This is a genomic window from Thiomonas arsenitoxydans (genome assembly GCF_000253115.1).
Lineage (GTDB): Bacteria > Pseudomonadota > Gammaproteobacteria > Burkholderiales > Burkholderiaceae_C > Thiomonas > Thiomonas arsenitoxydans.
On record NC_014145.1, the window covers coordinates 3,290,183 to 3,312,602 of the forward strand.

General features: G+C 64.7%; 21 protein-coding genes. 10 read left to right on the top strand and 11 right to left on the bottom strand.

Going from position 1 to position 22,420, the window contains the following annotated elements; all coding sequences use genetic code 11:
* The first annotated feature begins 119 nt into the window (after positions 1 to 119).
* The 4 genes from THI_RS15580 to clsB all read left to right on the top strand — a co-directional run bounded on the left by THI_RS15580 (position 120) and on the right by clsB (position 3,661).
* Positions 120 to 779: a peroxiredoxin gene (locus tag THI_RS15580; RefSeq protein ID WP_013107223.1), complete on the top strand. Its 660-nt coding sequence runs from the start codon at positions 120 to 122 to the stop codon at positions 777 to 779.
* A gap of 141 nt (positions 780 to 920) precedes the next feature.
* Entirely contained in the window at positions 921 to 1,424 is a 504-nt protein-coding gene (gene nudB / locus THI_RS15585) for a dihydroneopterin triphosphate diphosphatase (RefSeq protein ID WP_050985981.1), read from the top strand.
* Between the two features lie 12 nt (positions 1,425 to 1,436).
* Positions 1,437 to 2,273 (top strand): endonuclease/exonuclease/phosphatase family protein, encoded by an 837-nt coding sequence (locus tag THI_RS15590; protein ID WP_013107225.1) that lies wholly within the window; start codon positions 1,437 to 1,439, stop codon positions 2,271 to 2,273.
* 23 nt (positions 2,274 to 2,296) lie between these two features.
* Positions 2,297 to 3,661: a cardiolipin synthase ClsB gene (gene clsB / locus THI_RS15595; protein WP_013107226.1), complete on the top strand. Its 1,365-nt coding sequence runs from the start codon at positions 2,297 to 2,299 to the stop codon at positions 3,659 to 3,661.
* A 78-nt stretch (positions 3,662 to 3,739) separates the two neighbouring features.
* On the opposite strand, the gene THI_RS15600 is transcribed toward clsB, so the two are convergent.
* A complete protein-coding gene (locus THI_RS15600; protein WP_013107227.1) occupies positions 3,740 to 5,002 on the bottom strand; it encodes a sensor domain-containing diguanylate cyclase in 1,263 nt (420 codons plus the stop codon).
* Between the two features lie 206 nt (positions 5,003 to 5,208).
* Between THI_RS15600 and THI_RS15605 the strand changes: the two genes are divergently transcribed.
* From THI_RS15605 to THI_RS15615, 3 genes are read left to right on the top strand one after another with little or no spacing between them, the layout of a single operon-like run.
* Positions 5,209 to 6,240 (top strand): sulfurtransferase, encoded by a 1,032-nt coding sequence (locus tag THI_RS15605; RefSeq protein WP_013107228.1) that lies wholly within the window; start codon positions 5,209 to 5,211, stop codon positions 6,238 to 6,240.
* Complete coding sequence (locus THI_RS15610) at positions 6,225 to 7,379, top strand: YeeE/YedE family protein (RefSeq protein WP_013107229.1); 1,155 nt, start codon at positions 6,225 to 6,227, stop codon at positions 7,377 to 7,379. The genes THI_RS15605 and THI_RS15610 overlap by 16 nt, the downstream gene beginning before the upstream one ends.
* 2 nt (positions 7,380 to 7,381) lie before the next feature.
* Positions 7,382 to 7,579, top strand: coding sequence for a hypothetical protein (locus THI_RS15615; protein ID WP_231836237.1), 198 nt, complete (start codon positions 7,382 to 7,384; stop codon positions 7,577 to 7,579).
* Here the strand turns inward: THI_RS15615 and rapZ are convergent.
* Genes rapZ through THI_RS15630 form a run of 3 tightly spaced genes read right to left on the bottom strand, consistent with a single transcriptional unit; the run spans position 7,540 to position 11,076 of the window.
* Positions 7,540 to 8,499, bottom strand: coding sequence for an RNase adapter RapZ (gene rapZ, locus THI_RS15620; RefSeq protein ID WP_050985985.1), 960 nt, complete (start codon positions 8,497 to 8,499; stop codon positions 7,540 to 7,542). The two genes, THI_RS15615 and rapZ, sit on opposite strands and share 40 nt — an antisense overlap.
* Positions 8,496 to 10,172, bottom strand: coding sequence for a DNA repair protein RecN (recN, locus tag THI_RS15625; protein ID WP_013107232.1), 1,677 nt, complete (start codon positions 10,170 to 10,172; stop codon positions 8,496 to 8,498). The genes rapZ and recN overlap by 4 nt, the downstream gene beginning before the upstream one ends.
* Positions 10,173 to 10,185: 13 nt before the next feature.
* The gene (locus tag THI_RS15630) at positions 10,186 to 11,076 is read right to left on the bottom strand and encodes an NAD kinase (RefSeq protein ID WP_013107233.1); all 891 of its coding nucleotides are present in this window, start codon (positions 11,074 to 11,076) and stop codon (positions 10,186 to 10,188) included.
* A 116-nt stretch (positions 11,077 to 11,192) separates the two neighbouring features.
* On the opposite strand from THI_RS15630, the gene hrcA reads away from it, so the two are divergent.
* Complete coding sequence (hrcA, locus tag THI_RS15635) at positions 11,193 to 12,212, top strand: heat-inducible transcriptional repressor HrcA (RefSeq protein WP_013107234.1); 1,020 nt, start codon at positions 11,193 to 11,195, stop codon at positions 12,210 to 12,212.
* Between the two features lie 27 nt (positions 12,213 to 12,239).
* Here hrcA and THI_RS15640 read toward each other — a convergent pair whose 3' ends face one another.
* The 5 genes from THI_RS15640 to THI_RS15660 form a co-directional block, all read right to left on the bottom strand.
* Positions 12,240 to 12,665 carry a universal stress protein gene (locus THI_RS15640; RefSeq protein ID WP_013107235.1) on the bottom strand — a complete coding sequence of 142 codons (426 nt, stop codon included), beginning with the start codon at positions 12,663 to 12,665 and terminating at the stop codon, positions 12,240 to 12,242.
* 133 nt (positions 12,666 to 12,798) lie between these two features.
* On the bottom strand, positions 12,799 to 13,965 hold the full coding sequence (locus tag THI_RS15645; protein ID WP_013107236.1) for a porin: 1,167 nt from the start codon (positions 13,963 to 13,965) through the stop codon (positions 12,799 to 12,801).
* 270 nt (positions 13,966 to 14,235) lie between these two features.
* Entirely contained in the window at positions 14,236 to 15,417 is a 1,182-nt protein-coding gene (locus THI_RS15650; protein WP_013107237.1) for a porin, read from the bottom strand.
* Positions 15,418 to 15,626: 209 nt separating this feature from the next.
* A complete protein-coding gene (locus THI_RS15655; RefSeq protein WP_013104216.1) occupies positions 15,627 to 16,946 on the bottom strand; it encodes an IS1182-like element ISThsp1 family transposase in 1,320 nt (439 codons plus the stop codon).
* Positions 16,947 to 17,148: 202 nt separating this feature from the next.
* Complete coding sequence (locus tag THI_RS15660; RefSeq protein ID WP_013107238.1) at positions 17,149 to 17,595, bottom strand: OsmC family protein; 447 nt, start codon at positions 17,593 to 17,595, stop codon at positions 17,149 to 17,151.
* Positions 17,596 to 17,669: 74 nt separating this feature from the next.
* Between THI_RS15660 and THI_RS15665 the strand changes: the two genes are divergently transcribed.
* Positions 17,670 to 17,900: a CCDC90 family protein gene (locus THI_RS15665; RefSeq protein ID WP_013107239.1), complete on the top strand. Its 231-nt coding sequence runs from the start codon at positions 17,670 to 17,672 to the stop codon at positions 17,898 to 17,900.
* Positions 17,901 to 18,200: 300 nt separating this feature from the next.
* Here the strand turns inward: THI_RS15665 and THI_RS15670 are convergent, their stop codons facing one another.
* Positions 18,201 to 18,680, bottom strand: coding sequence for a YqaA family protein (locus tag THI_RS15670; RefSeq protein WP_013107240.1), 480 nt, complete (start codon positions 18,678 to 18,680; stop codon positions 18,201 to 18,203).
* Positions 18,681 to 18,741: 61 nt separating this feature from the next.
* Between THI_RS15670 and ilvA the strand changes: the two genes are divergently transcribed.
* Positions 18,742 to 20,292, top strand: a complete 1,551-nt coding sequence (gene ilvA, locus THI_RS15675; RefSeq protein ID WP_013107241.1) for a threonine ammonia-lyase, biosynthetic — start codon at positions 18,742 to 18,744, stop codon at positions 20,290 to 20,292.
* 54 nt (positions 20,293 to 20,346) lie between these two features.
* Here the strand turns inward: ilvA and THI_RS15680 are convergent, their stop codons facing one another.
* A complete protein-coding gene (locus THI_RS15680; protein WP_013107242.1) occupies positions 20,347 to 22,389 on the bottom strand; it encodes an esterase-like activity of phytase family protein in 2,043 nt (680 codons plus the stop codon).
* Positions 22,390 to 22,420 lie beyond the last annotated feature (31 nt).

A 22,420-nucleotide genomic window follows, 5' to 3' on the forward strand; every position in this document is an offset into this window, starting at 1 on the left:
TGTTTTTCCTAACCGTTCGATTGTGACAATCGATTGGATCAATTTTCGGGTTTTCCCTAGACTTCTTTCTCAACGGCACACCCGCCGCATGTTTTCTTCCCACCACAAGGAGCTCAACCATGGAACAAACCACTGAAAATTTCGGCCTGCCCCGCCTCAACGAGCCCGCGCCCAACTTCAACGCCGTCACCACCCACGGCCCCCGTACCCTGGCCGACTACAAGGGCAAGTGGCTGATCCTGTTCTCGCACCCGGCCGACTTCACCCCGGTGTGCACCACCGAGTTCATGGGCTTCGCGCGTGAGGCCGAGACCTTCAAGTCGATGAACTGCGAGTTGCTCGGCCTGTCGATCGACTCCATCTTCGCCCACCTGGCCTGGGTGCGTTCGATCAAGCAACACTTCGGCGTGGACATTCCCTTCCCCATCATCGAAGACCTGAAGATGGAAGTGGCCCGCGCCTACGGCATGATCCACCCCGGCGCCGCCGACACTCAGGCCGTGCGCGCCACCTTCTTCATCGACCCCAACGGCATCCTGCGCGCCATGGTCTATTACCCGATGAGCAATGGCCGCTCGATCAACGAGTTCGTGCGTCTGCTGCAAGCCCTGCAGACCAGCGACAAGCACGGCGTGGCCACGCCGGAAGCTTGGTGCCCGGGCGACAAGGTCATCGTGCCCCCGCCCAAGACCTCCGCCGCCGCTGAAGAACGCGTGGCCAAGGGCGCGGCGCAAGGCATGGAAGTGACTGACTGGTACTTCTCCAAGAAGACGCTGTAATTCATCAACGGGAACTCCCCGTTGCCTGAAGACCCAAGCCCCGGCCCGCCGGGGCTTAGGTTTTTGTCTTGCGCAAAGGCCGCAAGAAACGAGGGCGCGGCAAGCAAGCGTTTGCAGCCTGACTTCCTTAAGATGCGGGTCATGGATGCAACGACTCAGTCCCCCCTCGCCCCGTCCGAGACCGGACGCAAGATTCCGGTCTCGGTGCTGGTGGTGATTCACACTCCCGCACTCGATGTGCTGCTGATCGAGCGCGCGCTGCAGCCCGGCTTCTGGCAAAGCGTGACGGGCAGCATCGACGCCCCTGGCGAACCCCTGATGGACACCGCCCTGCGCGAAGTGGCCGAAGAAACCGGCATCCAGGTGGGCGGCAGCGCCGTGCCCCTATCCGCGCTGCGCGATTGGCGGCTGGCCAATGTGTACGAAATCTATCCGCTGTGGCGGCATCGCTACCCGGCGGGCATCTGGAAAAACACCGAGCATGTGTTCAGCCTCGAAGTGCCCGCAGGCACTCCCGTCACCCTGGCCGCACGCGAACACCGCGCATGGGTCTGGCTGCCGTGGCAGGAGGCGGCCAAGCGCTGCTTTTCGGCCTCGAACGCCGACGCGATCCGCCAGTTGCCGCGGCGCTTTCCTTCGCGCTGAACAGGCCCGGTCATGGAACTGCGCGTCGCCTCCTACAACATCCACAAAGGCGTGCTCGGCCACGGCCCGGCCAAGCGCGCCAGCATTCTGGAGTTGCAGACGGCGCTGCAGGGGCTTGAGCCCGATCTGGTTTTTCTGCAGGAGGTGCAGTTTTTGCATCAGCGCAACGCGCGCCGACTGAGCGGCTGGCCCGCGCTGCCGCAGCACGACTTTCTGGCGCAGGCGCTGAACATGCACGCGGCCTACCGCACCAATGCCTGTACCCGGCATGGTGAGCATGGCAATGCGCTGCTGTCGCGCTATCCCATCATCGACATCGCCCACTGCGATGTATCGGACCACCGCTTCGAGCAACGCGGCCTGCTTCATGTGCAGGTGGCGCTGCCCAAGGGCGGGCCGCTGCACTGCATCGTGGTGCATTTCGGACTGTTTGCCGCCAGTCGACAGCGCCAGACCGATCGCCTGCTCGACTACATCGCGGCGCAGGTGCCCGCACAGGCGGCGCTCATCGTCGCGGGCGATTTCAACGACTGGCACGGCCGCATCGGCCCGCAACTGCTGCAGCAAGGCCTGGTCGATGTGAGCGAGCCGCCGCTCAAGACCAATGGCAAGACCTCGTGGCGCAAGCGCGTGCGCACCTATCCCGCGCGGCTGCCGCTGATGCCGCTCGACCGCATCTACGCCCGGGCCTTCAGTGCCAGCGAAATCGGTCTGGGCTGGGGACGCGCCTGGGCGCGGCTGTCCGACCACGCGCCGCTGCTGGCCTGGCTGCGCTGCGACCAGCCAGACTGCCCCGAGTCGCCCCTGCCCGACCCGGCCGCCGCTGCGTCCGCGCCCATCGCCGCGTGAGCGCGTAGCCCGAGCGCCGCCCCTTGCCTGCCCCGTCCTTGCAAGCCGACTTGCTGCCCCACCCTCTCGATGAACCGCTGCGCTGGACCGGCGGCGGCGCCCCGCGGCTGCTGCCCTACGGCAGCGCGCTATTCCCGGCCATGCAACAGGCCATCGAGCAAGCCCGCGAAAGCATCTGGCTGCAGACCTACATTTTTCATACCGACGAGGCCGCGATGACTCTGGCCAGCGCGCTGTGCGACGCCGCGCGGCGCGGGGTGCAGGTGCGGGTGCTGGTGGACGGGCTGGGTTCGAGCCGCAGTGTCGAGGCGCTCTCCGGCCGCTTCACCGAAGCCGGGGTGGAGTTCATGGTGTTTCGTCCCTGGCGCAAATGGCTCGATGTCGTGCAGCGGGGTCGCTGGCGGCGGCTGCACCGCAAGCTGTGCGTGGTGGACGCGCACACCGCCTTCATCGGCGGCATCAACCTCATCGACGACCGACTCGATATTCACCACGGCTGGAGCGCGCAGCCCCGGCTCGACTATGCGGTGCAATACCACGGCCATCTCGCGCGCCAGACGCAGTGGGTGATGCAGCGACTATGGCTGCGCACGGTGCTCACCGGCAGCCTGCAGCGCCGCCTGCGCAAACTGCCCGGCCCCGGCGTGTTCGACACCTCACCCAACCGCCGCGCCTACTGGCAGGAACTGCTGGACTGGGGCAGCGACATGCCCGTAGCCGACGAAGACGGCGCGCCACTGCCGCCCAGCAGCGCCACAGCGACCGCGCCCCGCACACCCGCACCCCGCCCCACCCCGCAGACCCTCGCGCAAAGCCTGGCCGCGTTGGTGGTGCGCGACAACTTCTCGCAACGCCGCGCCATCGAGCACAGCTACATCCGCGCCATCAACCGCGCGCGCGAGCGCGTGCTCATCGTCAGCCCCTACTTCTATCCGGGGCTGGAGTTTCGCCAGGCGCTGAAAAATGCAGCGGCACGCGGCGTGCGCGTCGAGCTGCTGTTGCAAGGCCGTATCGATTACCGCATGGCGGCGTGGGCGGCGCGCGCGCTCTACGGCGAAATGCTGCGCGCCGGGGTGCACATCTATGAATACACCCCCGCCTACCTGCACGCCAAGGTGGCGGTGGTCGATGCGGACTGGGCCACGGTCGGCAGCTCCAACATCGACCCGCTATCGCTGCTGGTCAATCTCGAAGCCAATCTCGCCGTGCTCGACCGCGCCTTCGCGCTGGAACTGGGCGCGCATATCGAAAGCCAGATCGCGCAGTCGCTGCCGATCAACACGCCCGAACGTCTGCGCACGCGGGCGCCGTGGTGGCTGCGGCCGTTCGTGGCCGTCGCCGCGCGGGCCTTTGTCGCCCTGGCCGGCGGGGTGAAAAACGAATATTAGCCCCCCCGAAAGCCGCGCTTCACGCGGCTCTCCCCCCACAGGGGGCAACGAAACACTTGGGGCGGCCCGGCGTGTTTCTTAGGCTCCCCCTTGGGACGATTCGCCGCACACGCAGTTGCGCCCCATCTGCTTGGCGCGGTAGAGCGCCCGGTCGGCGCGCACCAGCACGTCGGCGGTACGCGTATCGCCTGAGCGCGACTGGGTCATGCCGAAGCTGATGGTGAGCGCCACCGCTTCGCCCTCGGCCAAGGCGATGGCCTCGGCGCTGACCGCAGCGCGCAGGCGCTCGGCGATCTGCCCCGCCTCGGCCTCGTCCGCGCCATCGAGAATCAACAGAAACTCCTCGCCGCCCAGCCGGCCGAAAAAATCGCGGCTGCGTTTTTCGCCCTCGATGATCTGGACGAAGCGACACAGCACCCGGTCACCCGCGGCGTGGCCGAATCCATCGTTGATGCGCTTGAAATAGTCGAGATCGAGCAACAGCACCGACAGCGGCGGCCTGCGCTGCAACAACCGCTCGAGAATGCCCAGAATGCTGGAGCGGTTGTGGATGCCGGTCAGGCTGTCGAAGGTCGCCAGATGTTTGAGCCGACGCTCCAGCGCCTTGCGCTCGCTGATGTCGCGCCAGATGCCTTCGACCCCGGCGTATTGGCCCTGCTCGTCGCGCAAGGCCTGGGTGCTGATGGAGATGTCGATGATCACCCCGTCCTTGCGCCGCATGCGGCCCGGAAAATCGTGCACCGCACCGTACTTGCGAATCTCGGCCACCAGGGCGTCGCGCTCCGACAGATCGGGATAGAAGGCCGCAGCGGGCAGGCCGATGATTTCCTCGGCGGTGTAGCCCAGCACGTTCTTCACCGCCGGGCAGACGTAGCGGGTAATGCCCTGCGCATCGGTGCGGTAGAACACATCCTGCATGGTGTTCATCATGCGCTGGAAATCTTCGTCGGTCTGGCGCAGGCGCTGCTCCATCGCGGCGCGCTCGGTCATGTCGAGAAAGCTCGCCAGCACCGCGCGTTCATCGTCCACCACCACGATGGCGCTGCTCATGGCCAGCATCAGCGGCTGGCCGTCGCAGGAGTAGGCGCGAATTTCAGTGACCGGGTTGATGCCGCCGCCCTCGGCGTGACGCAGCCGCGCCAGCGCGCGGTGCAGATCGAGCGGGTGAATGAAAACATCGACCTCATGCCCGATGACGTCGGACGGCTGGCGCGCCCGCAACAGCCGCAGCGCCGCGGGGTTGGCGTAACGCACGGTATCGCCCACCAGCATCGCTACACAGGCCGGCAACTGGTCGATCCATTCTGCGCTGGGGCGACCCGCCTGGTCGGGGTCAGCCATGACGAACTTCAGGCGCCGGATGCGTAACCCGGTCTGGATGGCTTGGGGCGTGCATGATGGGTTCCACTCTGCGATGGGTATGAGAAAACAGGTTAGCACTGCGCAGAGCGCATGGTCCGGCGGGCTCATCTCATATGCCTTGTGGTTGGATGCGCATGACAACTCTGTATTTCCGTTTTCGCCGCCGGACTTCCAGAATGCGGTGCATGAACACGCCGCCCCCCGCCCCTTCTTCTCTTCACCCCCCTCGCCGTTCCGCCTGGTCACGTCTGTGCCGCATCTGCGCCCTGGGCTGGCTGCTCGCCGCCTGTGCCTTGCAACAAGGCGTCAGCGCAGCGCCATCCGCGTCATCCGTGCCGGGCACGGCGCAGACTTTCGGCCCGCTGATCTCGGCGCAAGCCCTGGCCACTCTACCTACGCAGGTGCGCATCATCGACCTCCGCGACGATGCGGCAGCGGCCAACGTGGCGCACATTCCCGGAGCACTTGCCGCGCCCTATGCCGACTGGCGCGGCCCCTCCAGCAATCCGGGCCAGCTCTTGCCGCTGCCTCGGTTCACCGCTCTCGTGCGGCGACTGGGCCTGAACACGGAAACCCCCGTGGTGCTCGTCGCCAGCGGGGATGATCCCAGCGATTTCGGCGCACCCGCCCGCGTGTACTGGACGCTCAAATGGCTGGGACTGAAGCATCTCGCCATTCTCAACGGCGGCATGACCGCCTGGCAGGCCGCCGCACTGCCGCTCACCCGCCAGCCCACGCCCGCACCGACGCCCAGCGCGTTCACCCCGCAACTCGACGACGCCCTGCTCGCCACCCGGTCCGAGGTGGCGCGCGATCTCGGCCACCCAAGCACGCTGCTGCTGGACGCCCGCCCCAAGGCTTTCTACCTGGGCCGCGAAAAAGCCCCCGCCGCAAGTCGCCCCGGCACCCTGCCCGGCGCGCTGGACTTCGACAATCTGCATTGGTTTGAGCCGGGCAGCGGCGCCCTGCCCGCTGTGTCCACGCTGCAGCGAATCGCTGCTCAGTTGCCACAGCAGCCCGGCGCCGTGCAGATCGTCTCGTTCTGCAATACCGGCCACTGGGCCGCAACCAACTGGTTCGTGCTGTCCGAAGTTCTGCACCGCCCGCATGTGGCGCTCTACCCCGGCTCGATGGTGGACTGGTCGCGCGCCGACGCCCCCATGGCGCATGTCCCCACCCGCTGGCAACAACTGGAACAGACATGGCAAGCACTCTGAGCTCAACGCTTCACACCACAGCGGCGCAAACGACACGCCCAGCACACCGCCGCCTTGGCCGCAGCCTGTTGATGCTCGGCGGCCTGGCCGGGTTTGCCGCCATTACCTGGCTGGTCGGCTGGCGGCAGGGCCTGCTCTGGTTGATCGGTCTGGGCTATGGCGTGCTGCTTTCGGCGGCCGCCTTCGGCTTCACCACCGGCTGGAGGGTATGGATCACTCGGCGCGACCCCATAGGGCTTTGGGCGCAATTTGTCGGCATCGCGGTGGCCATGCTCATCAGCGTGCCTCTGCTAGCCGCGCAGCCCGCGCTGCAGGGCGCCGACGGGCCGCTTTCCATCAGTCTGCTGATAGGCGCCTTCGTGTTCGGCGCCGCCATGCAGATCGCCGATGGCTGCGGCTCGGGCACTTTGTACAAGGCCGGGCTCGGTCATCCGGTGAGTCTTGCCGTGCTGCCCGCCTTCGTGTTCGGCAGCTTTCTCGGCGCGGCTCAGCTTCCAGCCTGGCTAACGCTGGGCGCACTGCCGCCGGTCAATCTGGTGCACCGCCTCGGGGCCGCCGAAACGCTGATCGTCCAGCTTGCGGCCCTCGCCCTGTTGGCCGCGCTGTTGTGGAGGTTTCGCGGCACGCAACCTTCGCGCTGGCGCGGGCCTGCGGTGTGGTGGGCCGCCATCGGCCTAGGGCTGCTGGCGGCCGCCAATCTGGTGGTTGCCGGGCAGCCCTGGGGCATTGTGTACGGCCTGGGGCTGTGGGGCGCCAAGATTGTGCAGGCGTTGGGCTTCGATCTCCGCCACAACGCCTTCTGGGGTCTACCGGCCCAGCAGGCGCAATTGCACGCCACGGTATTGGCCGACAACACCAGCGTCACCGATCTGGGTTTGTTGCTGGGCGCGCTCATCGCTGCCAGTTGGCGCGGAAAAGCCAGCCCAGCGGTGAGCCTGCCCGCACGGCAATGGCTGGCTTCCGTTGTTGCCGGCTTGCTGCTGGGCTATAGCTCGCGGCTGGCCTTCGGCTGCAATGTCGGCGCGTATTTCTCGGGCATCGCCACTGGCAGCCTGCACGGCTGGGTATGGTTCGCCTGCGCGTTCGCGGGCAGCCTGGTGGGCGTGCGCGTGCGCCATCGTCTGGGGATGGCGGATTGAAAATGCGAACGATGCACCGAAAATTTCCCTGGCTGATCGCCCTGTTCTGGGCCGCTGTGGTCTTGCTGCTGGTGCTGGACTGGCGCGTGAGCACGCCGCACGACCGGTTTGCCGAACCGCCTCCTCTCGCGCTGGGCAACGGCCCGGCGGCGGACGCGGGTCACTGCTCGCTCGACCCCGTCAAGCCCAACTCGCGGTGACGCAGCAGTACGGTGTACTGGCTGGCGAAAGCACGGCTGAGTTGTTCGCTCAGAAACACCGAACGATGCTGCCCACCGGTACAGCCGATGGCCACGCCGACATAGCTGCGGTGATCGGCGGCCAGCTTGGGTAGCCAGCGCTGCAAAAACCCGCTGATGTCGGCCTGCATCTGCAGCACCTCGGGCTGGCGCAGCAGAAATTCGGCCACGGGGGCGTCGCGCCCGGTGAGGGGCCGCAGCACCGGGTCGTAGTGCGGGTTAGGCAGCATGCGCACGTCGAACACATAGTCGGCGTCGAGCGGCACGCCGCGCTTGAACGCGAACGACTCGAACAGCACCACCATCTGGCTGGCCTGCACCCGCACGGTCTGCTTGATCCAGTCGCGCAACTGGGCGGACTTCATCTGGCTGGTGTCGATGTGCAGGCCGATCTCGGCCACCGGGCGCAGCAGTTCGCGTTCGAGCTCGATGGATTCGATCAGCGCGTTGGCGTAGCCCTCGCCGCGGGCGGCAGCAGGGTTGCCGATCTGCTGCGCGGTCACGCGGCTGGTGAGCGGGTGGCGGCGGCGGGTTTCCGAAAACCGTTGCACCAGCGTGTCGGTGGCGCAGTCGAGATAGATCGCATGCACCTCGCAACAATCGCGCAGGTTTTCGAGTAGGCCCGGCACGTCGGCCAGCGACTCGGCGCTGCGCGCGTCCACCGCGACGGCCACGCGCTTTTGCCCCGAAGCGCGGGTCTGCTCGACCAGCGGGGTGATGAGTTGCGGCGGCAGGTTGTCCACGCAGTAATAGCCGGAGTCTTCCAGCGCGGTCAGCGCCACCGATTTGCCCGAGCCGGACAGCCCGGAAATCAGCACGAGCTGGTGGGTCGATCGCGCATCGGCAGGCGTTGGGACAGCAGCGGTTTCAGACGGGCTCATCGGGTTTCCACGGACGGGGTTTCGCAAGCCGAGAGCAGCTCGCTGGCATGCTCCAGCGCGGCGCTCGATTGCGCGTTGCCGCCCAGCATACGGGCGATTTCGCTACGCCGTTGTGACAGGTCGAGCGCGTCGAGCAGGCTGGCGGTCTGCCCGTCCGTGCTGTGCTTGCGCACTGCGAAATGCTGCTGCGCGCAAGCGGCCACCTGCGCCAGATGGGTGACGGCCAGCACCTGCCGGTCGCCCCCCAGGCGGCGCAGCAGCCGTCCCACAGTTTGCGCCACGGCGCCGCCGATGCCGGCGTCCACCTCGTCGAAGATCAGGGTTTCGGTGTCTTGCAGGGCGCTGGTGGTCACGGCGACGGCCAGGGCGATGCGCGACAGCTCGCCGCCGCTGGCCACCTTGCCCAGCGCCCTCAGCTCCGCGCCGGGGTGCGCCGCCACCTGCAGTTCCACCGCCTCCGCCCCGCGCGCGCCCACGGCGTCGAGCGGGGTGAGCGCCACGTCGAAGCGCCCGCCGGGCATGCCCAGTTCCTGCATGGCCGCCTGCACCGCCTTGGCCAGTTGCTGCGCGGCCTTGCGGCGCTTGGCGCTGAGCTTGGCCGCCGCCTTCTGCAGCGCGGCCTGCGCGGCCTGTTCGGCGCTTTCCAGCGCGGGCAGGTCGATACTGCGGTCGAGCTGCTGGATTTTGTCTCGCAGGGCGTGATGGGTTTGCGGCAGGTCGGCCGCCGCCACGCGATGCTTGCGTGCGAGATTCATCCAGCCCGAAAGCCGGGCGTCGAGTTCGGCCAGGCGCTGCGGGTCCGCCTCGGTGCGTTCGGCCAGACGGCGCAGTTCGTGACTGAGGTCGCTCAGGCTGGTTTGCGCCGCGTCGATCTGCTGCACCAGCGGCTGCAGACCGGCATCGACCTGCGCCGCCCGCTCCAGCGCCTGCTGCGCCTGCGCCAGCAAAGACAGCGCACTCACGTCCTCGCCGTCAAGCCCCCCCTGCGCCAGAGCGAAGTCTTCGAGCAGACTGCTGACATGCGCCAGTCGTTTGTGTTCGCCCTCCAGCGTGGCCCACTCGCCCTCGGCAGGACGCAGGCGATCGAGTTCCTCGCACTGCCACTGCAGGCGCTCACGCTCCTCGGCCAACGCACCGACGTCGCCCCTGGCCTGCTGCAAGGCCGCGTCGGCATCGCGCCACTGGGCCCAGGCGAGCGCGACGGCCCGGGCTTCGTCTTGCGCCCCGGCGTAGCCATCGAGCAGGTGGGTGACGACTTCGCGCCGCACCAACCCCTGATAGGCGTGCTGCCCATGAATGTCCACCAGCCATTCCCCCGCTGCCTTGAGTTGCGCGGCGGTAGCCGGGCTGCCGTTGAGAAAGCCGCGCGACTTGCCCTGCGCGTCGATCACGCGGCGCAGCAGCAGCGTGTCGGCCTCGGCGGCGAATCCCTGCTCGTCCAGCCAGGCGGCCAGCGGCGGGCTCAGGCTGAACTCGGCGCTGATCTCTGCGCGCAGCGCCCCCGCGCGCACCACACTGCTGTCGGCGCGCTCGCCCAGCGCCAGCTTGAGCGCGTCGATCAGGATGGATTTGCCCGCGCCGGTTTCTCCGGTGAGCACGGTGAAGCCCCCCGCCAGATCGATATCGAGCTCGGGAACGATGACAAAGTCGCGCAAATGCAGATGCAGCAGCATGGCTCAGTGGGGTTCAGTCATCAGGCACTTCATGCCAATGAAGTTTTCGGCGCAGGGTGGAGAAATAGCTCCAACCCGGCGGGTGGAGAAACACGCAGCGATACGGCGCCTGCGCGATGCGGATGCGGTCGCCGCCGATCAGCTCGGCATAGCTCTGCATGTCGAAGTTCACGCTCACGTCGCGCGGCGTGACCACCTCGATCACGATATCGGCGCCGCCCGGCAGCACGATGGGGCGGTTCGACAGGGTATGCGGCGCAATCGGCACCAGCACCACACCGTCCACGCTGGGGTACAGAATGGGCCCGTAGGCCGACAGCGCATAGGCCGTGGAGCCCGTCGGCGTGGCGACGATCAGGCCGTCTGCCCGCTGCACGTACATGAAGCGCCCGTCCACCTCCACCTTCAGCTCCACCAGCCCCGACGCGCCGTTGCGATTGACCACCACATCATTCACCGCAATGGCGCTGAAAATGGTCTGCCCCGCACGCTCCACCGCGCCGCTGAGCATGGCGCGCTCCTCGCGCTCGAAGTCGCCGGCCATCAGACCGTCGATCGCGGGCTCCCACTCGCTGTCGGCGATATCGGTCATGAAGCCCAGCCGCCCGGCGTTGATGCCCACCAGCGGCACATTCAGCGGAGCGAGCCTGCGCGCCGCGCCCAGCATGGTGCCGTCGCCGCCCAGCACCACCGCCACCCAACCGCCCTGCGCGGTGCGCTCGGCCAGTTCGCTGCTGCGCAGCACCGGGTAAGGCAGCTCGGTGTGCTGCGCGGTAAGCTCGCCCACCCAGACCTCCACTCCGGCCCGGCTCAGCCGCGCGGCAATCTCGCCAAGTTTGCGCTGCGCCTGCGGCGCCTGATACTTGCCGATCAGCAAGACCTGCTGGAACACGGTACGGGGCATGGGGTTCAAAGTGGAGGCACGGCGGAGAACACCGCCCTGGCGGCAAATTACAGCACAGGCGCAAGTCCAGCGTAGCGTGTCGTGCCCGCGCGCCGTCTGCGGCCTAAAATTTGCGCATGGACGAACGCGCCCGACTGCTGCTCAAAACCCTGATCGAACACTACATCGCCGACGGTCAGCCGGTGGGTTCGCGCACGTTGTCGCGCGCTTCGGGGCTGGAGTTGTCCGCGGCCACCATCCGCAACGTCATGGCCGATCTCGAAGACATGGGCCTGATCGCTAGCCCGCACACCTCGGCCGGGCGCATTCCCACCCCGCGCGGCTACCGGGTGTTTGTCGACGCCATGCTCACCGCCCAGCCGCAGATGCCAACCGACCTGCTGCCGCAGACGCTGCAACAGCACATCGACACCGCCCCGCCGCAGCAGGTCATGATGCGGGCGGCGCAGCTCATGTCCAGCCTGTCGCAATTCGTCGGCGTGGTGCTGGCGCCGCAACGCAGCGCCGCGTTTCGCCACATCGAATTTCTGCGCTTGAGCGAGCATCGCATTCTGCTCATCATCGTCAGCCCCGAGGGCGATGTGCAAAACCGCATGCTGCACTGGCCGCACGCCCTCAGCCAGAACGAGCTCAATACCGCCACCAACTACCTCAACGCCCATTTTTCGGGCCTGAGTTTCGAGCAGGTCACGCAAAAGCTCGGCAGCGAGGTGGAGCACCTGCGCAGCGAACTCGTCGCCCTCATGCAGGCCGGCGTGCAGGCCGGCAGTCAGGCGCTGCAGCAACCGCAAGATCAAGTCGTCATCTCCGGGCAACAACAATTGCTCGGCATCGGCGACTTTGGGGGCAATCTGGGTAAGCTGCGCCAGCTCTTCGATCTGTTCGAACAAAAAGCCCAGTTGCTCAAACTGATGGATGCCTCCGCCCGTGCCGATGGCGTGCGCATCTACATCGGCGGCGAAAGCGAGGCCGTGCCCTTCGAAGAACTCTCCGTCATCACCGCACCCTATGCGGCCGACGGTAAAGTGGTCGGCACCCTCGGCGTCATCGGCCCCACCCGCATGGCCTACGACCGCATGATCCAGATCGTGGACATCACCTCCAAGCTGGTGGGCAATGCGCTGAGCCAGCGGTAGGGCCTGTTAACGCGCCGTCGCGGCGGCTCACCGCACCAGCAGCACCGGCACCGTGGTGGACGCCACCACCTTGCTCGCCACAGACCCCATAACGAAGCCCTTGAGCGCCGAGTGGCCGTGCGTGCCCATGATGAGCAGGTCGGGCTGCAGACGCGTCACCTCGGCGGCGATCTGCTCGGCCGGGTCGCCCACCACAAAACGAGACTCAAACGCCAGCCCGGCCTGTTTCAGCACGCCTTCAGCGGGCGCCAGCGCCTGCGCGCTGACGTCGCAGTAATACTCGTCCAGCGTGGCCTTGCTGAGCTGCGCGCGCGCCAGCGGCGTGCCGATGGGCAGCGCCACCGTGAGCAGAGTGATGCGCGGCGGCTCCTTGTACTGTCGGACCTGCTGCACCAGAACCTGCGCAGCCCGCGCGGTGTAAGTCGATCCGTCGACCGGTAGAACAATGTGCATTGAACAACCCTCCCTGTGCGGGCATTATGCCTGCCGCAACTTGACAGCTCTTCGGCCTTTTTGCGATCCATACAGTCGAAAAAAAGCCGCCCGAAGGCGGCTTTCAAAGAAGTTGCTAAACAGCTTGCGCTGATCAGAACTTGTGACGGATGCCCAGGGCGAAGCCGCTGGACGATTGGCCACCCATCAATCCAGAACCAGCAATCGTTGCATCGCCGACGTACTGGTCGACATTGCTCTGGTTGGTGATGTGCGCGTAGGAGGTGTACAGGTTGGTGCGCTTGGACAAAGCGTAGGTGTAACCAATGGCCACCTGTTTGACCGTCGAGTTGTTCAGGTTGCTGTCTTTACGCTGGCCGTAGCTGGCCAGAACGGCACCTGCGCCAACCGGCACCGTCAGACCCAGACTCCAGATCTTCAGGTTGGGGTTTTGTCCGCCCAAGGTCATCGCCGCACCATCACCAAATTTCTCTTGGGCGTAATAAGCACCGAGCTTAGCCACACCGAAGTCATAGGCACCATAGATGTTCCACAGCTTGCTCTTGAAATAGCCGTCGGTGGGGATGATGCTGTTGCCGGTTGAATTCAACATCAATGCCTGGGTGGCAACTGCGGTGGTCCCTGCGGTGAAATTATGCTGCAGGTACGTCACGCCACCAGAGATCGGGCCGTTGGCATAGGTCAATGCCAAGTTATAAGCGCGACCATTGGAGTTGTTGCCCGGCTGGCCACCAAAACCATAAGCTACGGTACCCTGGAAACCTGCAAAGGTCGGGGTCATGTAGGCCATGGTTTGCGACACACGGACGTAGTCAAGCGAGCCCGGATCCAGGTTGGTGATGGAGCCCGTCAGGCCGGCACCGAAGGGATCGTAGGTTGCTGCCGCATTGAAGAACGGGCTGTACATACGGCCCAGTGCCACGGTACCGAAGCCACCGGTCAGGCCAACCATGCTGGTGCGGCCCATGAAGGTCGAGCCGCTGGTGCAATAACTGCCACCTGCCTGATTTTGAGCGCCTTGGCCAGCGCCAGTGTAGGCAGAAGTATTGTTGCCGTTAGCGCAAAAGCCGGTTTCGAGCTGGAACATAGCAGCCAAACCGCCGCCCAGATCTTCCGTGCCCTTCAGGCCAATACGCGAGCCGGACTGAATGCCGGAGCCCAGACGGTTCACGGTGGTGTTGTCGTAAGAAAGATGCTGCACGCCAAGGTCGACGATGCCATAAAGCTGGACATTGTCAGCAGCCATGGCCGCACCGCTGAATGCGCCGAACAATGCCAGCGAGAGGAGGGTTTTTTTCATGAGTACATCTCCAGAGATTTGTTGAACAACCTGCCCGGGAGCCGGGCCTGCCTGACACAAAAACCTTGTGCTTAAGCCGACTCCTGTTGAGGAGCTGACGCTATTTCAGCAAAGATCGCCGTGCAGTGCAAAGTTGTGGGCTTATAACGGCGCGAATGGCTTGGTTCTGTTGGTCCTGCGCAACAACTTGGTCACATCAAGGTAAACCCGGAGGCCATTTGGCCAAAAAAAGCCGCCCGAAGGCGGCCTTGATGCCTGCTGAAACTCGGTTCAGAACGAGTGACGAATGCCGATGCCAAAACCGCTGGAGCTCTGGCCACCAAGCGTGCCGGCAGCATTGATGCCGTTATCGCCTACGTACTGATCCACATTGGCGCCGTTTGTGATGTGAGCATAAGAGGTATAGACATTGGTCCGCTTGGACAGCGGATAGGTGTAGCCGATGGCGTACATCTTCACTTTGGTGTCGCCAGTGCTGTTGTTGTCCTTACGCTGAGCGTAGGAAGCCAACACGCTGCCAGGCCCCACAGGCACCTTGGCGCCAAGCATCCACACACGCAGGTCGGGAGCTTGGTTGGCGCCGGCATAGGTCAGGCCGTCGCCGTATTTCTGCTGGGAATACATGGCACTGAGCTTCGCCACACCGAGGTCGTAGCTGCCGTAGATTTCGGAGATTTTGTTGGTGAAGTAGCCATCTGCGGGCACAGTTGCCGCGGGGCCAATTTCCTTGGCCAGGCTGGTGTAGGGATTGAACGAGCCTGCAGCCGTGGCGGTGTAGTTGTGACGAAGGTAGTCGGCACCGACCATCAATGGGCCGTTTTTGTAGTTCAGGTTCAGCTCATAGGCTTGACCATTCGAGGTGCTGCTGGGCTGAGCGCCGAATGCATAAGCCAAACCAGCCGTGAAGCCGGCAAAGTTCGGGGTGATGTAGGCCATCCCTTGAGAGACGCGGGTGTAGTTGTTCGAGGCCGGATCGATGTTCTTGATCGTGCCGGTCATGCCGGTGCCGAATGGGTCGATCTGCGTAGCTGCAATGTAGTTGAACGAGTAGAAACGACCCATCTGGAAGGTTCCAAAGCCGCCCTTGAGGCCAATGATGCTCAAGCGGCCCATGAAGTTTCCGCCAGAACAATAGCTGCCGCCAGCCTGATATTGCGCGCCTTGGCTGGTGCCTTTGTAAACAGAGTTGCCGCCTGAATCATTGCCATTGGCGCAGAATCCAGTTTCAGCTGTGAAGAAGGCGCTGAGGCCACCGCCCAGATCTTCCGTACCCTTGACGCCGATGCGAGAAGTGGACTGCCCACCAGAACCGAGACGGTTTACGCTGGTGTTGTCATAGCTCAGATGCTCGACACCAAGGTCGATGATTCCGTAAAGCTGCACTTTGTCAGCTGCCATGGCGGCACTGCTGAATGTTCCGAGTAGGGCTATCGCCAATAGGGTTTTTTTCATTGCCATCTCCAGATTGCGGTTTGAAATTGATTGATTAGAAATGGGCGTCTAGGAGTCTGGGCGGCAGAATTCCGTGAACCTGTGCCGGAGCGCCGATGCTGGGCGAGCGGACTGTTTTTCGGGCACGGTCGGCATGGCCGGTCGTCTCACGCCCCCGAGAGGGCAGCAGCGGGCGTGTTGTGCGGGGCGGCCTGTGCCCCCATTTCTGTTCAGGCGGGAACCAACGAGGCCATCCGCCGGAGGTTCAGTGCTGCGCAGACGAGTTTCCACTCGGCGCGTACACGCTCAAGGCCGCGCAGGCTGAACTGGCGGAACCCCAGCACGCTCTTGATCCAGCCGTTGGGCGGCTCGGCGATCCACTTGCGCTTGCGATAGGCGGCGCGTCCCGCGGCGGTCTGCATCTTCGCGGCCATGGCCGCGGTGTGCGGCAGCCGCGCGGCATCGATGGCCGCGTGCTGCTTGCCTTCGCGCCCCAAGGCCACAACCAGATCGATCGGCGCATCGCGCAGGTTGTCCTCGCTGCGATAGCCCGCGTCGGCCAGACCCAGCGCGGGCAGCGCGCCCAGGTTCTCCTGGATCGCATCGATCATCGGCAGCAGCCAGTTGGCATCGGGTGCCGTGTTGTCCAGTTCCGCAGCCACGATGATGTGCGCAGCCTCGTCCACCGCCGTCTGCGCGTTGTAGCTGGGGTCGAAGCCGCCGCCGGCGCGCTTCATGATGCGGCTGTCCGGGTCGGTGAAGTTCTCCTGCGCCTTGTCTTCGGGCACGCCGAAGTCGCGCTTGAACCGCGCACCGCGCCGCGGCTTCCCATCCGGCCCCCGGGGACGGCGATCATCATCGTCACTGCGACCACGCTGCGCGTCGGCTTCACGCTGACGCTGTTCCAGCCGCTGGCGCGCCTGCCGGATCGCATCGAGTCGCGCCTCGCGCCGCTCGATCTCGGCCGGGATGTCGAGTTCGGGCTCCTGCGCCTCGGCCTCGTCGGTGGCCTTGGCGCGCGCCAGCAGCGCGTCGATCTGCTTTTTCAGTTCGACCTCGGTGTGCTGCATGCGCGCATAGCTCATGGCCTTGTGGCGGCTCGCGTTGGCCTTGACCTTGGTGCCGTCGATGGCCACCGTGCCCAGCTTGACCAGACCCATCTCGCGCGCCAGGCGCACGACCTGCACGAACAGGTCCGAGAATTCCTGGAGGTGCAGCGCACGGAAATCCCGGATCGTGCGGTGCTTGGGGAAGTTCCCTGCTGCCAGCATCCGGAACGCCAGGTCCTCGTGCAGCCGGCGCTCGATCTTGCGCGAGCTGAACACCCCGGTGGCGTAGCCGTACACCAGAACCTTGACCATCATCGCCGGATGGAAGGGCTGGTTGCGCGCTCCGCCACCCTCATAGCGCGCGTAGAACGCGCTCAGGTCCAGCGTGTCAATCGTGTCGTGGATGAAGTAAGCCAGGTGGCCCGGCGGCAGCCAGTCCTGCGGCGCCGCCGGCAGCAGCATCACCTGGTCCGGCTCATAGGGGCGGTAACTAGTGGGCATGCCGTATTAACGCACGCCCACCGTCCTACGTCGACCTCAACAACCTTCTGCCGCCCACACTCCTAGCGCGCCTCAATTCAAATTTACCGTGTGTGATCCGCGCGTCTGATGAATTAATACTGGCGCATGTATGTTTGAGGTATCGATTTGTATCTTCCGCACAACATACCTGACGCTGACGATGGCCAATACCCTACGTGGACTATCTGATTTCAACGCTGAACGTCATCGTCGCCGTCTTTTCCAGCATGGCGCTGGCCGAGCAGTATTTGGTATGCGAGAGTTCGACTGCCCGGCGCACCATGTCTTCGCGCAGATTCACCCCTGTCACGACAAAGTGCAGATGAATGCGGGTGAACACCTTGGGGTCGGTCGCGGCGCGCTCAGCCTCGAGCCGCACGGTGCAGCCACGCACATCCTGCCGCCCCTTCTTGAGGATGTAAACCACGTCGTAAGCGGTACAGCCGCCGGTGCCGGCGAGCACGACTTCCATCGGCCGCGGCGCGAGGTTGTGGCCGCCGGGCTCGCCAGGTGCGCTGGCCGGGGCGCCGTCCATGCGTAGCGTGTGGCCGGTTTCGGTGTGGGCGGTGAAGGCCATGCCGTCGTTGCCTTGCGCGTCTTTTCCTTCCCATTGCACGGTGCATTGCATCGCTCTTTCTCCTGTTTCCTATTGAGAGGTGTTGCAATTGTCGGCGGTTCTGCAGGGGGCCTACAATTGTTTGCATGGCTACCGTGACCTTCGATACGCACAAATTCATTCGCAAATTGCGCGAATCGGGCATGCCCGACGCTCAGGCCGAAGCGGTGGCTGATGCTTTTCGCGAAGCGCAAGGTGAGGCGGATCTGGCCACCAAACCGGATTTACGCGAGCTCGAACTGCGGCTGACGATCAAAATTGGCGGCATGCTGGTGATCGCAGTCGGCGTGCTGGCTGCAGTGCTGAAATTGCCTTAAACCCGAATTTCGTTGACTCGCGTCAATTTCGATGTGGGTGACAAAGACGGGCAAAGGCAGATTCCCGCCATAATCCAGAAAAATTTAATTATTTTTCAATGACTTACGCATAAAATAAGTGAATGCTTATTTAACAATACCATGATGCACGGATGGGCTATGCAAGATACATAAGCATCCTCTAATATTGCATCACGCGTTGAGTTTGACGCACCCCTTGTCTCCTCCACCTCCTCCTTTGGTGGATTCTTACCCGGGCCGATGTTCATCATCCGCCCGGGTAGTTTTTTGGCCGGTTTTTCATAGCGCCCAAGCCAGACCTGCGACGGCGATGTAGCGCAGGCTGCGGCCGAGCAGCATCCACGCGGCGCAGGCCCAGGCGTTGATGCGCAGCCAGCCGGCCACGACCACGAGGGCATCCCCGATGCCAGGCACCCAGGCCAGCACGGTGATGGGCGCGCCCCAGTGGCGCACTTGCGGCGCCCAGCGCCAAGCGTCGGGGGTCTGCCAATGGCGCACCCAGCGGCCGAGCGCGTAGGTCGTCATGCCGCCGAGGGTATTGGAGGCGGTGGCGACGAGCACAGCCAGCAGGGTGTGTTGCGGCTGGGCGGCAATCACCACCAGCAGCACGGCTTCGGAACTGAAGGGGATGAGGGTGGCCGCCGCAAAGCTGAGCGCCGCCAACACGTAAAGCCCTCCTGGCCCGGAGGCGGACTGCAGCAATTCATGCCACATACCGAGGGCGGCGCCAGCCCAATCGGGCGGCATCAGCACGGCCATGTCTGCAAGGTGCGATCAGCGGGGTTCATAGAATCGGTTCTTTTGCTATGGGAAGATCCAAATGGCCGCGAAGCATACCGACTATCTGCAGCGTATTTTGAACGCACGGGTGTATGACGTGGCGATTGAATCGGCGCTGGAGCCTGCGCGCAATCTGTCGCGCCGCCTGCATAACAAGGTGCTGCTCAAGCGCGAGGACACGCAGCCGGTGTTCAGCTTCAAGCTGCGCGGGGCGTACAACAAGATGTCGCGACTGACCGAGGCCGAGCGCAAGCGCGGCGTGATTTGCGCGTCGGCGGGCAATCACGCGCAGGGCGTGGCGCTGTCGGCGCACCGGCTGGGTTGCCGCGCGGTGATCGTGATGCCCGCCACCACGCCGAAGGTGAAAATCGACGCGGTGCGCGCTTTTGGCGGCGCCAGCGTGGACGTGGTGCTGCAGGGCGACAGCTATAGCGACGCTTACGCCCACGCGCTCACGCTGCAAAACCAACAAGGGCTGACTTTCGTCCACCCCTTCGACGACCCGGACGTGATCGCGGGCCAGGGCACCATCGGCATGGAAATTCTGCGCCAGCACCAGGCGCCGATTCATGCGGTGTTTTGCGCCATCGGCGGCGGCGGGCTGATCTCGGGGGTGGCCGCTTACATCAAGGCGGTGCGGCCGGAGATCAAGGTGATCGGGGTGCAGACGGTCGATTCCGACGCCATGCTGCGCAGCGTGCAGGCGGGCCGTCGGGTCACGCTGTCTGAAGTGGGGCTGTTTTGCGACGGCACTGCGGTGAAGCAGGTCGGGCGCGAGACCTTCCGCCTGGTGCGCGATCTGGTGGACGACTTCGTGGTGGTCGATACCGACGCGGTGAGCGCCGCAATCAAGGACGTGTTCGAAGACACTCGCAGCGTGCTGGAACCCTCTGGCGCGATGTCGGTCGCGGCCGTCAAGGCCTATTGCGCGCGGCACCAGCTCAAGGGCGAGACCCTCGTGGCCGTGACCTGCGGGGCGAACATGAATTTCGACCGCTTGCGCTTTGTCGCCGAGCGCGCTGAAGTGGGCGAGGCGCGCGAGGCGCTGTTTGCCGTGACCATTCCCGAAAAGCCGGGCAGCTTTCGCCGCCTGTGCCGACTGGTGGGCGCGCGCAATGTGACCGAATTCACCTATCGCATCAAGCGGCCGGAAGAAGCGCATGTGTTCGTCGGCCTGACGGTCAACGGCCGCGAGGATGCGCAGAAAATGGCGCAGGCTTTCGAGCGCGCAGGCTACGGCGTGCTCGACCTGACCGACAACGAACTGGCCAAAGTGCATGTGCGCCACCTCGTCGGCGGCCCCGCGCCGCGTGGCGCGCAGGGGCAGAGCATGGCGGAAAACGAGCGCCTGCTGCGCTTCGACTTTCCTGAGCGACCCGGCGCGCTGCTGCGCTTTCTCGACGCGCTCAGCCCGGACTGGAACATCAGCCTGTTCCACTACCGCAACCAGGGCGGCGACAGCGGCCATGTGCTGGTGGGCATTCAGGTGCCGCCTGCAGATAAAAAGGCGTTCAGCCAGTTTTTGCAGCAACTCGGCTATCACTACACCGAGGAAACCGACAACCCGGTGACGCGGTTGTTTTTGAATTGAAAAATTCCCGCCTGTGCAAATCGCTCAGGCGGGAGTTTCATGGTTTAGCCGCGCTCAAGAGGCGTAGTCGAGCACCGGCTTGGGCAGTTTGATGAGGAACAGGCGCGAAGGCGTCTCCCACGGTTTGCCGCGGATGATGCGATAGGTGTAAGCGCCCGGAGCGGTGCACTTGCCCGTACCCGCCAGGATCTGGCCGCTGGCGTCCATTTCGCAATCGTCACCTTTGAGGATTTCGCCATTCGGGCCGACGATTTCCGCCGCAAGGCCGAAGTCGTTGTCGTTGGCCACAGCAATCGTCTGCGCGTCCACCAGGGCCATGCCCTCGGTCTTGCCGGACACCCAGCCAAAGCCGCTGCCTTCGACCATATCGAACAGCAGGGTCTTTTTCACCGGGATGATGCCGCCGTCGGTCAGCGCCTTGAGCGAGGGCTGATACTCGGGCTCCTGGCCGTTGATGGTCTTGCCGGTGAGGTCGGTCGCGCCGCTGAGGTCGATGAGGAAGATCATGTTGTGATCTTTGCCATCGGCTTGCGTGCCGCGCTCGATGATGAGGTAACGGTTGTCGTCGAGCGCCACGAGGTCGCCGATCTTGGCGTCCTTGTTTTTGCTGTAGGGAACGGCCCCGCTGGCATCGGTGAGGGGATACGCAAACATGCGGGTGCCGCCGCCCGGCTGAATTTGCACCAGGCGAGTGAACACCGCTTTGGTGGTTTTCTGCGTTTTGCCTTTGCTGTCTTTGGCGTCATCCATCTTGAGAATGCTCTGCACGCCGGCCAGCAGATTGCCGTTGGGTGCAAGGGCAATGGCTTCGATGCCGCGGTTGGGCTGGCGATACTTGACGATGTCGGGCAGGCCGCTGCCGGGCGCCAGTTTGGTCTCGATCCGGCCGCTGGCGGCGTTCACCTTGAACACGAAGGGGCCGTACTCGTCGGTCATCCACAGCGACTTGCCATCGGGCGTGGCCACCACGGCTTCGGGATCGATGCCGTGCACGTCAAATGCGATGCCGCCCTGCGCGTTTTTGAGAATCTGCAGGGTGTCGCTGACCGGCGTTTCACCCGTCGATCCGACCGTGCCCGGAGGAATGGGGCGGCCGCTCATCGCAGCGCCGTCGAGGTCCTTGAGCGGGGTGGTGCTTTCCAGCGTGGCGCGACGGTTGCCCTTGCCGGTGCCCACAGTCACCACGCCAAACTCGGGATTGAATGCGGGCGCGGGAAACGACTTGGTCGCGGTGGTGCTGCCGTCGGCGTTTCGCAGGTCTGGCGAATCTCCGTTAGGGCCGCGATCCGTCATCGCCCAGAACTGCACATTGCCCTGCTTGTCCACGCCCTTGAGAGCCAAACCCGAGCCCAGGCTGATGGGGAAGCCTTTGGGGAACTCGGCCTTGATGTAGTTCTGATTGCCGGGATAGGGCACGTTGAACCGGCTCTGGCTGCCGATGGCGTACTTGCTCACGCTGAGCTGGGCGCCCTGCGCCGCGCCCGCGCCCTGGTAGGTGAAGGTGCTGGTGACGGTGCGGCCAATCAGCGAGAGCGAGTCTTCGAGGTGCGCCTTGGCGTAGCGCGGATCGGTGAGGTTGAGCTTGAGATCGGCGAGCTGCTGCTGGAACAGAGCGACCAGTTGGGTGCGGTCGGACAGATCGCACTTGATGTTGGCAAAACGCTGGCGCACCACATCGCGAATGACGATGCCGTTGTTCGGGTCGCCGTCGTCATCGAGCGCCTGCAGCAGTTGCGCGGTGTTCTGGGTGCGGGGGGCGTCTTCGCCCTGTCCATCGAGATCGGCCAGCGCCACCACATCGGCGCCCTTGGCGCGACCCAGCAAGACGCCGCCGAGCTTGAAGGTGACGGTCTCGCCGGATTTGTAGAGGAACTGCCCCGCCGCGTTGGTCTGGCGCGGGGTGGCATCGCTATCGGTGGTGTAGTCCACCCCGGCCACGGCGGAGTCGAGAAAGACCCCGGTTTGGACTGCAGCCTGGTGCACTGCAGCCAGCTGGTCAGGCGGGTTGGACGCGGTGGTGGTGCCCCCGCCGCCGCAGGCTGACAAAGTGAGTGCCGCAGCAACCGCCAGGGCTAAAGCAGATTTGGGAAATTGCATTGCTCGACTCGCTCAAAAGAGAAAGTCGAGA

Coding starts and splice junctions, on each gene's coding strand:
- recN (WP_013107232.1), bottom strand. CDS start 10,172: ATGCTGCTGCATCTGCATTTGCGCGACTTTGTCATCGTTCCCGAGCTC.
- THI_RS15610 (WP_013107229.1), top strand. CDS start 6,225: ATGGCAAGCACTCTGAGCTCAACGCTTCACACCACAGCGGCGCAAACG.
- THI_RS15590 (WP_013107225.1), top strand. CDS start 1,437: ATGGAACTGCGCGTCGCCTCCTACAACATCCACAAAGGCGTGCTCGGC.
- THI_RS15670 (WP_013107240.1), bottom strand. CDS start 18,680: ATGGCCGTGCTGATGCCGCCCGATTGGGCTGGCGCCGCCCTCGGTATG.
- THI_RS15680 (WP_013107242.1), bottom strand. CDS start 22,389: ATGCAATTTCCCAAATCTGCTTTAGCCCTGGCGGTTGCTGCGGCACTC.
- THI_RS15645 (WP_013107236.1), bottom strand. CDS start 13,965: ATGAAAAAAACCCTCCTCTCGCTGGCATTGTTCGGCGCATTCAGCGGT.
- THI_RS15605 (WP_013107228.1), top strand. CDS start 5,209: ATGAACACGCCGCCCCCCGCCCCTTCTTCTCTTCACCCCCCTCGCCGT.
- THI_RS15580 (WP_013107223.1), top strand. CDS start 120: ATGGAACAAACCACTGAAAATTTCGGCCTGCCCCGCCTCAACGAGCCC.
- THI_RS15640 (WP_013107235.1), bottom strand. CDS start 12,665: ATGCACATTGTTCTACCGGTCGACGGATCGACTTACACCGCGCGGGCT.
- hrcA (WP_013107234.1), top strand. CDS start 11,193: ATGGACGAACGCGCCCGACTGCTGCTCAAAACCCTGATCGAACACTAC.
- THI_RS15650 (WP_013107237.1), bottom strand. CDS start 15,417: ATGAAAAAAACCCTATTGGCGATAGCCCTACTCGGAACATTCAGCAGT.
- THI_RS15665 (WP_013107239.1), top strand. CDS start 17,670: ATGGCTACCGTGACCTTCGATACGCACAAATTCATTCGCAAATTGCGC.
- nudB (WP_050985981.1), top strand. CDS start 921: ATGGATGCAACGACTCAGTCCCCCCTCGCCCCGTCCGAGACCGGACGC.
- THI_RS15615 (WP_231836237.1), top strand. CDS start 7,382: ATGCGAACGATGCACCGAAAATTTCCCTGGCTGATCGCCCTGTTCTGG.
- THI_RS15655 (WP_013104216.1), bottom strand. CDS start 16,946: ATGCCCACTAGTTACCGCCCCTATGAGCCGGACCAGGTGATGCTGCTG.
- ilvA (WP_013107241.1), top strand. CDS start 18,742: ATGGCCGCGAAGCATACCGACTATCTGCAGCGTATTTTGAACGCACGG.
- THI_RS15630 (WP_013107233.1), bottom strand. CDS start 11,076: ATGCCCCGTACCGTGTTCCAGCAGGTCTTGCTGATCGGCAAGTATCAG.
- THI_RS15660 (WP_013107238.1), bottom strand. CDS start 17,595: ATGCAATGCACCGTGCAATGGGAAGGAAAAGACGCGCAAGGCAACGAC.
- THI_RS15600 (WP_013107227.1), bottom strand. CDS start 5,002: ATGGCTGACCCCGACCAGGCGGGTCGCCCCAGCGCAGAATGGATCGAC.
- rapZ (WP_050985985.1), bottom strand. CDS start 8,499: ATGAGCCCGTCTGAAACCGCTGCTGTCCCAACGCCTGCCGATGCGCGA.